The organism is Bifidobacterium sp. LH_450 (assembly GCF_056356715.1).
On record NZ_JBKEUU010000004.1, the window covers coordinates 142831 to 159254 of the forward strand.

Consider the following 16424-nt stretch of genomic DNA (forward strand, 5'->3'; position numbering starts at 1 on the left):
GCCATCAGTCAAGACTGCCCCATCATCGGCATTACCATACTTGCCAATGGCAATGCCGTAAGGATTGGTGACATTACCAGAAGTACCGGCAATCTGCACAGAGTACTTGGGCTCATTGGCAGTAGACGAATTTACCCAGCCTCGGCCATTGCCAAGGCCACTCGTATACGTTTTTGACCGATCAGTGTTCACCGTAACGCTAGAGCGCGAAGGCGGCAGTTCGTTGTCGCCCCACGAGTAGTAGCCAAGCGCATTGACTGAGTTACCGACATCGTCATAGAGCTCCAGATTCGAGTTGCCTCCAACAACGAGCGCCGCACTGCCTGAGGCAGGGCGATACTGCGCACCGAAACCGACAATGCCAAACCGGAAGCCACTGGATGACTGGTAGGCTTCCTTGTTCGCTTCGTTATTGGGGTTGCCTCCCCAGTTCGTCCACGAAGCCTTGACGCTCTTGATAGCCAACTTGCCGTTGACCACAGTCAGGCCTTCGGCTTCTACTGCGTAGGAACTCTCGGGAGCATATGCCGTGTTATTCTGGCCGTATTTCCGACCGTAGTAGGAAGAACCGTTGGCCTTGCCAACATACATGTTGCCTTCCACCCAAGTCGCAACGCCAATGTCGTTGGAGCTCTTTGTAGTGTCGTCACCAAGAGGGGTATCTTCCGGCTGGCACAGCGCGCCGTCGGAAAGCTCGACGGCGGCTACTTGCGGGGTTACGTACATCATTGGGACGAACAGGGCGACGACGGCGATGGCGACGACGATGCCGCTGAGCAGTAATCTTGTTGCATCCAAAAGCCGCGCCCGACGCAAGGTGAGGCAGCGGCGTGTGTAGATGGGAGGCTCGTCGGCGACGGTCCAGGGAGCGCCGCGCAACGGTGCGAACGGAGGATGCCCTGACGCCGCTCCCCCGGCTCCAGCGTTCGCTGCGCTGGAATCTGGTGTAGAAGCGGCGGCGAGGGATGCGAAACGGCGGGTTCGTAAATTCTTTGCCGTCGTCCCCCTCGACGGACCCGCAATGGTTGCCAGCGTCGTAAGCAAGCCGCGCAGCTTTGCCGCCAGACGCCCGTGTGCTCGTTTCGCCATGATCGACTCCTCGCCGCCGTAGGTCGTAGGGGCCCTTCCATCCCCTAATATTCGTAGGGGCGGAGATTGCCATGCCTGGCTGAGGTGGCGGCCACCGGTGGCGTCATTGCCTACCGCTCCGCGGGTCGCGCGCCGTTGCGCAACGTGACAAACTCTCCGTCGTGTTGTCCCAACTATTTTACTCACAGCAAATGGGGTGGACAACGCAAAACGGAATCTGAAGCGGTTAACCCCAACGTACCGTTAGAAAGCGGCGTGTCGCTTTTCCGAACGTTCGTTATACGGCAGATTCAGTCAGTATGACTAGTTGGAGATTTGGAGAACCGAAGCGCCGGGCAAAGCCCGGCGCCCCGGATTCAATTTGCAGGCGCCACCATGAATCCAGCGCCCCATCAGCCCTAAATCAGCCTTGGCATCACGCAGTTCTTCGGAAACCTCGAATCGGGTACAACCAGGCTATTGCGTCATCTCTTCAAACGAGACCAGTCGCACCGTCGTCTCTTCATCGGCATGCCGCTGCAGCTCTTCGGTGAAGCCGGATTTCGAGAACAGCATGTAGCGGCGTTGACTGTACGGCAATAGCAGCGAACGATGCTGCAATGTACGCAGCTCTTCCATGCCCGTGGGCTTGTTACGCCATTTGCATTCGCAGAATAACGCGGCATCGGTATCAACGGTGCCGGCGATGATGTCGATTTCCTCTTGCCGTTTGGTTGCGGGATCACTCCCCCACCATCGGCCTGCACTGGTAACCAGAAACGGCAATCGATCGGTGTCGTTGACACGCCAAAGCCATTGCACGCACATGCGTTCGAATACCGGCCCCATGAACCGCGGCAGCTCATCCATAATCAGCCTCGCGGCGATATCGGGACGTCCTGAATTGATCAGCGGCAGGTTCTGCGGCACATACCGGTACCAGAAACGGAAAAACGAGTCCGCGATATGGTAGAGCGGCCGCCGGGTCTTCGGATTGCCGAACGGCGTTTCCTTCGCGACGATTCCCAGATCAATGAGATTGTCAAGATATTTCGATGCCGTTCCGGAGACAATCCCGGTTACCCCGGCGATTTCATTCAACCGGGAGGACCCGCGGGCGATCGCTTCGATGATGTTGTTGTATTCCGCCGGTTTACGCAATTCCTGCTTCATCAGGTTGTCAGGTTCGTCCAACAGATAGCATCCGTTGGTCAGCATTTTCCGTGCGACATTGTCCTGCAGGCTCAACGCATCATCGAACTGGATGAGATACTGCGGAATGCCGTTGGTAAGGCCGTATACTACGGCGCTGTCTTCTGCCGTCATGCGCGGAACGAACCCTCTGGACGACAGGTAGTCGAACGGTTCAATCTTCAGCGAAACAGTACGGCGCCCGTATAAGGGACTCTTGTAGCCGAGCACTTGATGTTCCATGAACGACATGCTCGATCCCGACAGGATGATCATCACGTTGCGGTTGTCCAAATGAGCATCGATAGCGTGCTGCAAGACCGAGGATGCGGAAGGGTCGGCGGCAGCCAGGTAAGGATATTCGTCGATAACCAGCACGATCGGTCCAGTCTGGGCCATGGTAAATACACGGTCCAACGCATCGGAAAATGAATCGTACACCGGGAACGCCGGCCGGCCCTGAGCCAGGTCCGGATGTTCCGCCAATGCAATGGCCGAACTGAACGCGCGCAGGTTGTTTTCCAGGCTGTTATCCAGCGCGGCGAACATGACATGCGGCTTGTCCTTGACGAACTCCGCGATCAACGTTGTTTTTCCTACGCGCCGGCGCCCATAGACCACTGCGCACTCCAATTTGTCGGAATCGTAGCATTGCTCCAGCAATGCCAGCTCCCGCTCACGACCAACGAACATGTTCCGCTCCATCCCATCCGACATCGTTTGCTGTATCACAATACACTGTATTATGATACAGCAAACTGAATCCAGGGACGCCTCCGATCCCGGCTCTGCACTCGCTACACTGTTACAAAGCGCGCGATCTTGGCTTCAGACTTCCATGGGTACAGAACGCGGAAGACCCGCCCCTTTTGGGGGCGGGTTGGTTCTCTCATCGCGCCGCTCTCCATTTCACCCTAACTCAGAGCGGGCGGCGCCGGCGGCACTGTGATTCGCCGGCGCTTCCCGGCCCGCGGCGCATCGCGGGCCGGCGCCAGCTCACTCGGCGCGACGTGAGAGAAGGGATATTCCCAGCAGCGCAACAGCCGTCAAGATTGCGCCAAGAATTACCACCATCCGCGCGGTCTGGTCAGTACCAGCCGAGGGAAGGACGACACCGGGTTCGTTCTCAACCTCGAAGGTGTACTTTTCCGACGAGTTCTGAGCATTGATTTCGAACTCGTAGGGAGTAGCATCGAGATTGTATCCATCCGGAGCCTTCGTTTCGGTCAGCTTGTAGGAACCCCACCCAAGCTGAGCGAAGGAGAAGACACCATCGAAGGCGAAGGAAACCGTGCCGCCACCAGTCAGCGAGCCTCGCTGCGCCTCATCGGTTAGGCAACCGCTTTGCCCCGCGCAATCGACAATCGTCGTAGTCGTCGTCTGACCGGTGACGTCCGAAGTGTATTCGAGGGTCCACGTTGAACCAGTCAGCGTCGCGCTGCTGTCCTCAGAAGAAACCTTCTTCCACTCAACCTGGCCGAGTATTCGGTCATTGACGATCTTTCCGTTGAGACCGCTTCCGGTCACCTGTACGGCTTCCGTGTCCGATGCCTTGATTTCAAAATCAAAGCGAGACGTATTCAGCGTATATCCCTGTGGAACACTGCGCTCCTTCAAGTAGTAAGTGCCAACCGGAATGTACTTCACCGAGAACACGCCACCGCCCATATCGGTATCCACTTTCCAGTTGTCGACACTGGCAGTGTCACACGTATCAATGCAGTCTTCAATTGTCGCCAGAACTTCATCCGTAGTCGAGTCATAGATATCCCATGACGTGCCATCCAAGGGGAGCGTACTCGTGCCATCGATCTTCTCCCACCTGACCTCGGTTGGAGTATCGGGAATCCAGGCAACCCCATTGTCGACAGTTATGTTGGTAAGCCACTCCACAGCGCCGTGCTCAATCTTGAAGGAGAACTCGGTCCTGTTCAAAGTGAATCCTTCTGGCGCCGTCGCTTCGAGTAGCGTATAAGTGCCGTCGGGAAGACCAGTGAGCTTGAAGTAGCCAGCGCGGCCGTCAGCATCCGTCTTCTCGTCCGTCGGCAGGCTAGTGCTGGATTGCGACCACTTGATGCCACTGGTCAGCAGAACCTCATCGTCATTGTCAGTGACGTACACCGCCGAAGAGATGTCGCCTTCCGTCGTCGCCGCAACGTTCGTGGATGCCGAACAGTTTGGGGTGCCCTTGTAGGAACTCGCACTCTGGTAGGATGCAACCGACCATTCGAACGTATTCGAAGGCATCACGAAGTTCTTAGATCCCTCTCCCTGGTATGCGGAGCTCGAAGCCGACGTGTTCTTGTGGAAATTGAACGTAACGGAGGCGCCGTTCGTTTCAATCTCGTAGTAATACCAGCTATCGCACAGATGCGTCATCTTCACCGGATTGGAAATCCAATTCGAGTTATTGATGCCGTAGTGGATGTACGGAACCGCGCCTGAACTGCTCCAGCCATCTGCGTCAGTGGAGAAGTAGATGGTTGCGGTCTTCGTATTCGTCACCGTCACCGTTACGGTATGGCTAAGATCCCCGCCAGTTGCAGTAATTATCGTAGTACCGGTCTTTTTCGCCGTCACCTTGCCAGTGGAATCAACGGTAGCAACAGATTCGTCATTCGACGTCCAAGTCACCCCTAGATTCGTGGGGTCAATCACTGCGGTCAGTTGAGCAGTCGCCCCCTTCTCAAGCGATAGCGTGCTTACCGACGCGCCGTTGTATCGAACGTCCAGCGAATTCGCAATCGCATCTCGACATATGATTGTTGTCGAGGCTGACTTCGTGTTATCGTCTTCCGATGTCGCCGTAATGGTCACTCTGCGGGAGGCGCTATCCGTGAAATTGCGCAATACCGTCACAACACCGTCGTTGACAGCAACCATTGAAGGGTCGCTAGATTCCCACTTTACTTTCGGATTCGCATCCCTAGGCAAGACCAACGCGGTATACGTGATGCTGTCACCAGTCATAAGAGTTGAGGACCGCCCTGTCATGTCCGTCGTGTCTCTGTAGATAGCGACACTACCAACAGGAGTAGCATTGTCGGTAACGAGGTAGTCATTAGTACCATCATTCAATACCCATGAAGAGCCTTCAAGCGCTGTCTTGGTGTCTGACGTATCGTTCACGTCATACTTCGCCCATGCCACATCGGCACCCTCTGGATAGTTGATGATGCCATAAGTGCCACTTGCATTGTTAAAGTAGATTGCATCCGACGTCTCAGTGAGTTCACTTGAACTGTCATAAACCGCGACCATTCTATAGTAATCATCAGTCGTGGTAGAGCCAGTATTTATCTGGTATATGTATGAACTGGCCGAGTAGCCCTTCGGCGCGCCTACCTCTTTGATGAAGTACGTTGCACTCGCGCCAAGATTCTGAACCTTGATCTTACCGGCTGTAGAGTCCTGATCATACAGTCCATTATCGGTCACAGTAACAAGCGCCGCATTACCAGCCCTAGCATCGGCAAGCGTGCCAAACACCTGGAACGACGCATAGCCGATGGTATCGTCGCCGCGGAGATTTCCGCTAGCATCGGTCTTCTCCCAGCTAATCGTCGGGCAGTCCGTCTGGACGTCCGCCGACCAAGGAAGGTTATGACGCTCCTGGTCCATATCAATAATTGACGCAGAAGCTTCGCCAAACATTGTGGCTGAATTCGATACAGCTGTCGGATTGTACATGGAGAAATCTCCGCCAACATACACTCGACCATTAGTTGACACATGGGATTCAAACGAACCATTCGGCACCATGATGGAACCAAGCATCATGGCAGAAGGATCGTCCGTTACGTTGACATTATTATAGGTCTTGTCAGTGTTAACCCAAACAGTAGATCCAGATGATTGACCGCCCCGAATGGTCAACTCGGTTGTGTCCGGGAAGTTCCACATGATAGATTGAGCAGCCTTCGAATACAGCTTGTTATTCGTCTCGCCCTTTTCTTTCGCGAAGTACTCGCTGATATCCCGACGATTGTTATTGGAGTCCTCTCCCCAATAGAAATGCCAACCATTATGGAAGTCGATGGTGTTGGGGGTTCTATTGTCTGCATCCATTACATTAACTACAACGGAAGCTCCATCCGGAATGTTAGTGAAATAGAATGAGACACCAGTGTACCCTTCATCAGACAGCAGGCTCGGATTCAGATTGAACACCTGGAGATTGCTGGTACCATCTCCCGTAAACGTAATCAGCTTTTCCGCTCCAGTAACAACGTTAGCTGACACATCATCGCCTTCGTTATCCGTCGACGAGAAGTCATACTTATACCGATGCACGCTACCGGCAGCGATAGTAGACGTCGATACGGTGCCGGTCGTGCTGGAACCAGCAGACACAAGAACGCTAGACATATTATCGACTTCGCCCTGATAGCCGGTGTAGTCTATTCCGCCATGTCCGTTCAAAGTCACTTTAGACAAAGCGCTATATCCCTGCTGATATCCGACAGCACTATTATTGTAACTTTCGTTAGTGTAAATACCCCTAGTCCTATCAGACTCATTATTAGCGATATGCACCGATCGCCTTGAATCGTTGCCGCCCAGACCATAGCTCACGTTACCGGTAATGCGGAAATTATAGTTGTAGTTGTCATCTCCCATTTTGCCGACCCAGCTTAGACCCTGGCCGTCATTATGATAATCCCACTGCGAATAACCCAGTGCGTTTACATCATGGCCTTCATGATCCTTAAGCGTAATTCCCCAGTTGGCACCTGTCGAACCGTTAACCACTAGGACATCACTGTCATCCCCTGGACGGTATTGAGAACCATAGCCCACAGTACCCCACCGGAATCCATAGCCTGCCGCTGGCCAAGAATTCTTAATGCCACGGGTGACCAATTTTCCATTAACTAGAGTCAGACCCTCGGCCTCCACGGCATACGAACCGTCGATTGCCCGCGAGTTAGAGCTGATTTCTGGCAGGTTAGCGGTATTCGCACCCACATACATGTTCTGACCGACCCACGTCGCAACACCGTAATCGGTCTCCGAAACATTCGTCTTGTCCCCGAGGCTCAAATCCGACGGCTGGCAGATGCTGCCGGGGGTGGTCGGCTCGTCCGCCGACGCGTCGTTGGCGGACATAATCAGGGGGGTGATGGCGGTGGTGGCCATCATGGCGAGGGCCGCTAGGGCGGCGGTCGCGCGGCCGGAGAGCATGCGGGCCCTTCCACCTGCGGTCGCGTGACGAATCTGTGATGCACCGGACGAATATTCGACGCCGGTGCGTGACTTGAAGACCTTCTCTTCAATCCGCTGGCGCAGGTTTCGTTTCGCCATATCCTATCTCCTCATGGGTCGTCGGGTGAGGGGCCCTTCTACTTATCCCAACCCCTGCCTGTGGTCGCTCTGGACCGGAAGCTGCTCGCCCTGCACTCGTTTGCAAAAAGACCATCCGTTTTGCAACGCAGGCAGCTTTCTGCCCAGCATGAAAGCCATTTTACTCACAGCAAACCTTTGCACCGCTACTCCATATCCTTCATGAAGCGCTTAATCTCTGACATTCCAAGAGGTCACGCCGTCTCACATAACGAAACGTACAAACCGGCCATACGGAAGCGTTTTGACGGAATTGTAAAAGCGAGTGGGTTCGCGCTGCGAAGAATCTTGAACATAACCGTTGCAATTTCGGGAGTTTACGGCGGCAATCACAACGCTGGAAAGCTGTCAATCCCCCGTCCGCGCATTGCGTGCGGAATCCGTGGAGAAGAGCGCGAGCGGAACTTTTAGAAAGGAGGTTTGCATAGCGCAGGAGCCGGCCCCCATGATGCACAGGGAATCCGGCCCCTACTTCCATATCCTTCTCGGAGGCTGGCTTGCGTTCCTTACTATAGCCCAAGCCGAGTCTTTGTGAATGACACACCCTGCCATTCACAGAGGCTGCGCGAGGTTGGCGACGGCGTAACTGCTGCAGTACGGTTCGTTCCATGGGATTTCTTGGCGACAGCGCGAAACGGCGGCACCAGATGATGACGCAGCGGTTTATGGAGGCACAGGCACAGTGCGGGAAGCCTCTAGTCTTCTCGCACTGCTCGGCGCTGCGGTTCTGGGGCGCGCCGGCAAAGAAGGGAAAAGCCGAGGAGGAAGAAGAAATGAAGCGGATGGTGCTCGACGTCGTCGTATCGGAGGCGAAGAAGGTCAACCGGCATATCCGGGCGGTCAAGATGCACGTATGGAAAGCGGCGACGGAAGAATGGCCTGCGCCGGACCTGGGCTTCGCCGTGTGCAAGCCGGCAGCGGCGTGGGCGCAGAGCGCTTCGCAGCTGAATCTTGATTTGCTGGCGATGTCGGGCGCATGGCTCGTGTCGGGCGACGAAGCGCTGAGGCGATGTTTTAAGGCTGATCTGGAGCAGTATGTGCGGGACAACCCGAGATTCCACGGGAGGGCGAAATGCTTGGAGGCGCTGAAGCTGATTGTGGAGAATACGGCGTCGCCGCCGGAGAGCGAGCTGCATATGCTGCTGATACGGCATGGAGTGTCGGATGGCAAAGCGAATTATGAGGTGACGCTATCGAATGAACGACTCGTGAGAATCGACGTCGCGTTTCCGGACATCAAGCTGGCACTCGAGTATCAGGGGCGATACCACGAGACGCCGGGGCAGGCACAGGATGACGAGGCGCGGCGGCGCGACCTGGAGCGTGATGGATGGAAGGTCATGTTCATTTACGCGAAGGAAATGGCGAGTGAAGGGGCGAAGGAGAGACTGATGGAGGAGATTTTCGGGGCGATGGAGGATCAGAAGGCGCTGGCGAGGGTGATGCGGATGTTCGGGGAGATGAGGGGGTGAGGGGGTGAGGGGGGTTAGGGATGGGGATTCAGGAAGGATTTTCGGAAGGATTCCGGGAGGATGAGGGGCTTGATGCTTTTTAGGGTGACAGGAGAGGCCGCGAAAGGGTGGAAGTCGGCGATGAACAGGGGTCAGAAGGAGGAATGGGGCCTGAAGGCCCTAGAAGAGAAAGTGGAGGGGTGCAGGAGGGGGCTGGCCGGCGAAAATGTAAACCTCCGTATTGGCGGAAAATGGCCGTTTTGGAGGTTTACATTCCGGGCGCTCGGAAAATTGTTGGACGGTCTTCTGGAAGAGCGTCCAACATTTTTTCGAGCCGGCGAAATGTTGGACGCAGGAATGGCGGAAAATGGCCGTTCTTGAGGTTTACATTTTAGGCTGGGCGGGAAAGGTAGGACAAGCCAGAGAGGGAGAAGGGCTTAGGGATGGGCAGGAGAAGGGGTGGAGGGTGGATGTAGGTACTTTTCGGAAGGTAATGAAGGCGAGAGGGCCTTATCCCCGCTGGCGGGGATCGGTGAGCGGCGAAGCCGCGAAGCGAGGGGTGGTCGCAAACTCGGCGCTGCCGAGTTTGCGCGGTTTTGAGGTGGAGGGCGTAGCCCTCCGGCGAGAAACCGCATTGTGCGGGCGAGTGGTCGCTGAAGCAATGCTCCAAAGCTGATCCGGAGAAGTACGCGCGGGACAATAAGTGATCCCACGGGAGGGCGAAATGCATGGAGGAGCTAAAGCGGGTTGTGGAGAATACGGCGTCGCCGCCGGAGAGCGAGCTGCATATGCCACTCATTCGGCATGGGGAAGCCGGCTCCTACTTCCATATCCCCCTCGGGGGCTGGCTTGTGTTCCTTACTATAGCCCAAGCTGAGTCTTTATGGATGACACACCGTTGTGACGCACTGAATCGTCTCGCGCATGCCGCGAATGACTATTGACGCCTTTCTATGAAATACAGATTCGTATTACATTGTAGTATGCTATATATATGAACATCATCGTCCACCCCCATGCCCGCATCCATGGGCTCACTGATCGCCAGATCGCCAGCGCGTACGCATCAGGCGCCAACGGAGCTATTGTGCGACAACGGGACAAGGACCAAGAACCAACCCGATGGGCCACCATCGGCATCGACGACGACGGACATTTCATCGAACTCGTCTTCGTCCGCATGCAAGGCGGCGACATCCTTATCATCCACGCCAACCTGCTGACCAAAGCATTCCGCAACGAAATCAGAAAGGAGCCAAGATAATGCAGTACATCGCAGACAACGGCACCCCCATTACCGACGAAATGGTCGACCGCTGGGCCGACGAAGCCGAACGCGCATTTGAAGGCTGTGAGGTCATCCCCTTCGAAGGCCGCGCATGGGAAGAAAACGGCGCCCTCAAGCCACGTACGGTCCGCTTTTCCGACGCTCAATGGTCCGCCATCAAGCGGGCTGCCGCAGGAGCAGGAGACACTCCCGGCGAATACATACGACAGGCCGCCCTTGACAAGGCCGCTGAAGCCGCCGCGGTCTAAGGAGAAAACAGCGCGAAACGGCGACACCAGATGGTGACGCAAAGATTGTCGCAAACCGGCGGTAGCTGGTTTGCGCGAATGCGAGGTGGAGGCCTGGGAGGGCCTCCGAGCATTCGCATTGTTCTTGCGCAGCGGTTGCTGCAGTCAATGCGGTTCCTCGCCGGAGGGCTTCGCCTCCAACTCGGAACCGCGCAAACTCGGCTTTGCCGAGTTTGCGACCACCCCTCGCTTCGCGGCTTCGCCGCTCAGCGATCCCCGCTAGCGGGGATGGAGGGAGCAGGTGGGGTGATGGACGGGGTCGTTTTGGTGAGGTAGAGGGCTAGGGCTCCTGCCAGGAGGAGGGCGATGAGGGCCGGAATCCAGAGGTTCATGGACCGGGCGCCGGTGGCGGGAAGGGTGTAGGCGGGTTCGTTGCCTAGCCAGAGCGTCATCTTATCCTTGCTGATGGCCGTCTGGAGCTTGTCGTTCTCCATTCCATTTGGCGATACCGAGGTGAAGAGGCCCGACGATACCGTGAAGCTCACCGTGATGGGCATCGCGGCATAGCCCTCCGGGGCGTCGATTTCCGCGGCGACATAGGTGCCGTCTGCGAAGGAGACGCCGGTGACGATGGTGCCGTCGGAACCGGAGATAAATTCTCCGGCATCATCCCGGCTGTCTGTCCAGTAGAAGCCATTGCCGATGGCGACGCTGTCGGCCGCATCCGCCTTCGTCGTCAGGTACCACGTAATCGACGCCGTCTCTCCGTCCGAGGCTCCTTCACGCGGTTCCTCGTAGTAGATCAGGAACGTGGCGCCGGCGACCATCTTCGAGAAGCCGGTGACTACCTTGTTCACATCCGGGACATCCTCGTCTTCATGCACCTGCGTATCGTTCTCCACCTTCACCAAGCTCAGCGACGCCGTCGGGGAGTTGTAGAAGCGGATGAAGGTCGAGTTGGAGAAGAGGGCGGTCAGGTCGACGATGTCGCCGGTGGACGTCGTGGTCGAGTTCGCGCTCGAACCGTCACTTGAGTCTTCGCTTGCGTCGCTTGACCACCCCTCGGATCGGCTCTCGCTTCGCTCGGCCTCTCCGGTCCCCGCCAGCGGGGACGGGGAGGAGGCGACCGACGAAGAGAGGTCGGAGGATTGGGCGGTAGCAGACGGAGTCGAGGTGGAGACCGACGGGATGTTGGTGAGGTTCTTGTAGTCGGTGTTCGGCGTCGTATGCGCGATGCCGTAGAGGTAGTCCTGGTACAGCACCAGCGCGCTCCAGCCTTCATCGGTGTAGAGGCGCTTCGTTCCCTCGCCTTCCGTCGAGTACACCGTTATGTCCTCCGAGGAGCCGGAGTTGGACGGCGTGCCCAGCACGCGGGCGTTCTGGTCCAGGTTCGCCTTGTAGTCGAAGATGCTGTCGTTGCCGGTCGGGTCGTACTCGAGGTATGTCACCATCGCATCCGCAAGATCCGTCGTCGTCGACTTCGAGATGCCGGCGGCCGTGCCGCCTGACGAATCGGTGCCCCACGTCGCGTCCGCCATGTTCTGCTCGAACGTGCCGAACGTCTTCGAATAGTTCACCTTCAGCAGCGACGCGATCCACGAAAGCGACTCGTCGATTGCGCCCTGCGACGCGAACACGTCGAGCGTCTTGACGACGAATCCGGCGCCGTTGCCGACGATGACCGCGTTGCGCTCGCCGCCGGCGTTCGCGTAGATCGCCGTCGAATGGACGTCTACCAGCGACTCGGACTGGTTGATCAGGTACTGCACCTTCGTGGCGCTCGGATAGTCGGCGGCGGCGCTGCAGGAGACCGGGGCCTTGGTCGCGTCGCGCACGATGTTGGTGCCGTCGGGGGCGACGAGGCTCGCTGCGCTCGCCGACCACCCCTCGCTTCGAGCTTCGCTTCGCTCGCTCTCAGCGGTCCCCGCCAGCGGGGACGAAGAGGAAGAGGAGGTGTTGACCAGGACGCAGGGGGCGGTGACCTGGCGCATGACGTAGTGGCCTTCGAGGAGGCGGCTGAAGTAGTTGGTGCCGTCTTCCTCTACCGGGTTCTGGGAGGCGGCGACGGTCTGCTTGACCAGGCTTTCACCGTTCGCGTTCGTGGCCGGCGAAATGACGTACAACGTCGGCACCCCTATCCCATCGGCAGCGGGAATCGTCACGCCGATCTGCGCCAACGACAGCGTCGAATCAGCGCCGCCGGACTGCGAAATCGCATATTTGCCCTTCTCGCTGATCCGCTCGCCGGTCGCCGTATCGATGAGCCATGCGGAACCGTCGGCGACTTCGTTGGAATTCGAATCCGAATCCAGCACAATCGCCGTGCCGTTGTCGGCAATGTAGTACAGCTGCCCGTCGGCCGTCTCGCCGACGTTATACATCGCGAACGTCTCGCCGGTGAAGAACTCGTTCTTATCCTGCCCATCGGTCTGCGTTGGCGGCGCGTAGTAGATGTTGTTCTGGAAATACAGCCGGTTCTCCACGTTCGGCACCTGCACGACGGAACCGTACTTCGCCGTGAATCCGTCGTACGAATCCACGTTCGCTATCGAATCCTTGTGCGAATGGACTCGCCAGGTGTTCGCGGTCGTCGCGCCCGCCAGCGAATCCGCTTCCGTCCAGTAGTACGCCACCAGGTACTCGAGGTCTTCGTTGAGGATCCGCTGCTTCTCCAGCATGTCAGCATTCGTGCCGGTGTAGTTGATGGCATCCAGCACTTCCGACGAGCTGCCATGGAAATACGTGGTTTCAAGGAACGAATAGTAGTTCATCGCGTTGCCGGGCAGCGCGTCGAGGTATAGCTGCATGCCTTCCGAGCTCTGGGAGAATACGGCGTCGGCATACGCCAGCCCTCCCTGGATTCCGGTCTGGTACTGCGCGGCGGCAATCGCCCCGGCCACGCCCTTCGTGGAGACTTCCGTATAGCCGCGCTCATCGTTGCCATAGATCGGCGTCCAGTTGGTCATGTCATGGATATTGGTCAGCTCGGCGCCGTTGCGCTTGAGCAGCACGGCGAACAGCGTACCGTTGGACGTCGCCGTTTCGACATCGTAGTAATCGAACGCTTCGTGCTCCATGTTGTCTTCGACTTTGTACAGCGTATTCGTCGCCGTCGCAAGAATCGTCGGGCTGGCCCACACGCCGGTGCCATACGGATCCGCCGCCTGCAGCAGGTCGCCTTCGAAATACAGCAGCATTTCGTCGGCGACGACGCGATAGCCAGCCGGCACGTCGATTTCACGCAGGATAAACTGCGTGCCGAGTTTCTGCTTGAGCTCCATGCTCGGCAGCGGCTGCCCGTAGCTGTCCTTGAACAGCATGGCGCCGTTTTCGTCGGTCACTCCAACGTACGTTGGCGTCAGCAGCACCGTGCCGTCCGCGCCGGTAACGACGCCGGTTTCCGGATCCACCGTCGCGCCCGCCGGCCACGTTCCGTTGCTGCCGTCGTCGAAAACATATTCGAGACCGTTCTCGGTTGCGTTTCCGGTGGTCTTGTACGTTGCGAATGCGGCGCCGGAAATCTTGTTTCCATACTGGTCCACTTTGTAAATGGAGGTTTCCGGAACGTTATTGAGATTGTATTTCAGATGCATATCGGATTCGCCGGCGCCGCGCTCGAGGTAGAAGAACTTCAGCGTATGCGACGTTCCGTTGGCATAGGTTTCCCCATGCGCGTTCGTGCTCCAGTAGCTCTCGTCGGAAGCGGCGCTGTGGCCGGCAGCGCGGTAGGCGTCGCGCAGCGAGATGGTGGTTCCCTGCACTTCCGTGGTCTGCTGGCCGCTGGAATCGGTCTGCGCGGCGATGCCGCCGCCATTGATCGAGACCAGGCCGGTATGGAAGTCGATCTGCACGCTCGCCGCGTTGTGGATGCCGCCGAGGTCGGCGACGAGCACGTCGTCGATGAAGATCCAGACGTCGTCGTCGCCGGAGAATTCGAACGTCGTGACCGAATCCAGGTTCTGCAGGTCGTCCGCGTAGCCGTCGGAACGCTGGATGAAGCGCGTGGTGAGCGTCAGCCCGAAGAAGTGGTTGATGCGCTGGTCCTGCGGGTTTTCGTACGTATCCGTCTTCTCGATCGGGTTGAACGGATAGAACTGGCCGCCGTACGGGCTGCCAGCGCTGGCGGATTGCTGGTACAGCGTGAAGTTGTTCGTGTCCTCGTTGAAATACGCGTAGTTCTCCTGGCTGTTGTAGTAGAAGTAGCCGTCGTCGCTGACGGAGAGCAGCCCCTGCACGTTGCTGAACGACGCCTTGCCGTCCTGCGTGACGGTCGGGTCGAACAGGTAGGCGAGGCTCTCGTTTTCCGCGGAGGTGTAGCCGCTGGAAGCCGGCAGCGTATTGCCGGTGGCGATGGTCGGGATGCCGTTCGTCAGCGTATTCTTGACGATGCCCTGGCGCACGGCTTCGCTGTTGGTGTACTGATTCACCAAGCCGAGGCCGTTGCTGCCGTTGCTGTTGCGCACGAACTGCAGCGAGCGCGAGTTGCCGGTGGCCGGGTCGGCGTTGATCTTGCTCGCCGGCTGGTTGACCGGCGTCGTCGCGCCCTGGCCGGCCCAGCCGGGCATCAGCGCGGCGCGGTAGGCGCCGTCCCAGTAGTCGAACAGGTTGATGACGGTGCTGGACGGGCTGACCGTATCCGTCTTTTCGGTGTAGGTCTTGCCGGAACCGGCGTTGTCCGGATCCGGGTCGCCGGTGTTGGCGTGGTCGGGCAGCTCGGGTTCCGGAGTGGGGTCGTCAGCGCCGTCAACGAGCACGGTGAAGACGGCGCCGGAGTTGCCCCAGGCGCCGCCCTTGAACGTCATCGAGGACGAATCGAAGTAGACTTCCGGCCAGCCGGCGCTCGGGATCTTGATGCGGCCGGCGTTGTCGGAATTGAGATTGAATGTTGACGCGCTGCCCGCGCTCGACGTGAGCGTGAAGGCGTTGTTGCTGTACGCAAGATAGGCGCTGTCGGGCGCGTTGGCGCAGGAAAGCGTGAGATAGTCGCCGCTCGTTTCGGCATGCCAGTAGGCGTGCGCGGTTTCGTCGAGTTCGGCCGCGGGTTCGGCGACGAGGCCGCCGTTACCGCTGGAATCCAGCGTGCAGGTCATGACGAGCCACGCAGCGGCGTTGCCGTTTGCGTCGGATATAGCGGAGTCCTCGTTCGCCATCGCGATGACGATGTCCTTGCCAGCCGCTTGCGCGTTGCTGCTCAGTGTGCCCCACTCGGCCGCGGAGGCCGTGTGCGCGCCGATGTTGGAGCCCATGAACAGGAACGCCACCGCCATGATGCCGGCGACGATGCTGACCGCTGCTCGCAGGGCCGGGTTGGCCTTGCGGATGGCAATATTCTCCTCGCTGCGATTCCTTCTGATACGCATACTTCACCCCCTAGTGAAGTTTCCGGAGTCCCCCTCAACCGGCAGAGACCCTTCCCCTGGTGGCGGCTGCCCTGCCGCCATTCTCAACTGTTCTGTTTTGTTCTGTTCTGCCTACGCCTCGGAGGTCGCCCCTGACTCCCTCGGCCCGTTTACGGCCCTGCACCGGCGTTGTCGCCGGGCGAAGGCTTTGCTGTCAGCCAGAAAACTCCTCTTGAATTCCGCCGAAGCTGGCTCCATTGTAACGTTATTTCAGCATCAGCGAAACCATGCATACACATAATGTCCACTGAACAAACAAAGGGAATTTCTTCCTCACCCCCGCTGGCGTCCGCCGCTGAGATATGCAAACGCGGAAGCGTTTGCGGCCTTGTTCGGGGGTCGCTGAGCGCGTGCGGGGCGATGCGCGAAGCGGGGACGGCGTGCATGTTGGGCTTTATATATAAACAATGAAGCCCGGCTTGTGGGCCGGGCTCCATCAGTCTCCTTTATTCACCTT

6 protein-coding genes are annotated in these 16424 nt (G+C 57.9%); 3 read left to right on the forward strand and 3 right to left on the reverse strand.

What is annotated here, in order from left to right; translation table 11 throughout:
* Positions 1–1545: 1545 nt before the first annotated feature.
* On the reverse strand, positions 1546–2952 hold the full coding sequence (locus tag AC1AXT_RS06470) for an ATP-binding protein (protein ID WP_476540685.1): 1407 nt from the start codon (positions 2950–2952) through the stop codon (positions 1546–1548).
* 303 nt (positions 2953–3255) lie between these two features.
* Positions 3256–7563: a SpaA isopeptide-forming pilin-related protein gene (locus AC1AXT_RS06475; protein WP_476562704.1), complete on the reverse strand. Its 4308-nt coding sequence runs from the start codon at positions 7561–7563 to the stop codon at positions 3256–3258.
* A gap of 647 nt (positions 7564–8210) precedes the next feature.
* On the opposite strand from AC1AXT_RS06475, the gene AC1AXT_RS06480 reads away from it, so the two are divergent.
* The 3 genes from AC1AXT_RS06480 (at position 8211) to AC1AXT_RS06490 (ending at position 10589) form a co-directional block, all read left to right on the forward strand.
* Positions 8211–9074 (forward strand): hypothetical protein, encoded by an 864-nt coding sequence (locus AC1AXT_RS06480; protein WP_476562705.1) that lies wholly within the window; start codon positions 8211–8213, stop codon positions 9072–9074.
* Between the two features lie 973 nt (positions 9075–10047).
* A complete protein-coding gene (locus tag AC1AXT_RS06485) occupies positions 10048–10317 on the forward strand; it encodes a hypothetical protein (protein ID WP_476562706.1) in 270 nt (89 codons plus the stop codon).
* On the forward strand, positions 10317–10589 hold the full coding sequence (locus AC1AXT_RS06490) for a hypothetical protein (protein WP_476562707.1): 273 nt from the start codon (positions 10317–10319) through the stop codon (positions 10587–10589). Before AC1AXT_RS06485 ends, AC1AXT_RS06490 begins: the two co-directional genes overlap by 1 nt.
* Positions 10590–10834: 245 nt before the next feature.
* Here the strand turns inward: AC1AXT_RS06490 and AC1AXT_RS06495 are convergent, their stop codons facing one another.
* On the reverse strand, positions 10835–15928 hold the full coding sequence (locus AC1AXT_RS06495; RefSeq protein WP_476562945.1) for a PA14 domain-containing protein: 5094 nt from the start codon (positions 15926–15928) through the stop codon (positions 10835–10837).
* Positions 15929–16424 lie beyond the last annotated feature (496 nt).

Bases quoted from the DNA above. Each gene is read 5' to 3' on its own strand.
- AC1AXT_RS06490 (WP_476562707.1), top strand. From the start codon at position 10,317: ATGCAGTACATCGCAGACAACGGCACCCCCATTACCGACGAAATGGTC.
- AC1AXT_RS06495 (WP_476562945.1), bottom strand. From the start codon at position 15,928: ATGCGTATCAGAAGGAATCGCAGCGAGGAGAATATTGCCATCCGCAAG.
- AC1AXT_RS06480 (WP_476562705.1), top strand. From the start codon at position 8,211: ATGGGATTTCTTGGCGACAGCGCGAAACGGCGGCACCAGATGATGACG.
- AC1AXT_RS06485 (WP_476562706.1), top strand. From the start codon at position 10,048: ATGAACATCATCGTCCACCCCCATGCCCGCATCCATGGGCTCACTGAT.
- AC1AXT_RS06470 (WP_476540685.1), bottom strand. From the start codon at position 2,952: ATGTTCGTTGGTCGTGAGCGGGAGCTGGCATTGCTGGAGCAATGCTAC.
- AC1AXT_RS06475 (WP_476562704.1), bottom strand. From the start codon at position 7,563: ATGGCGAAACGAAACCTGCGCCAGCGGATTGAAGAGAAGGTCTTCAAG.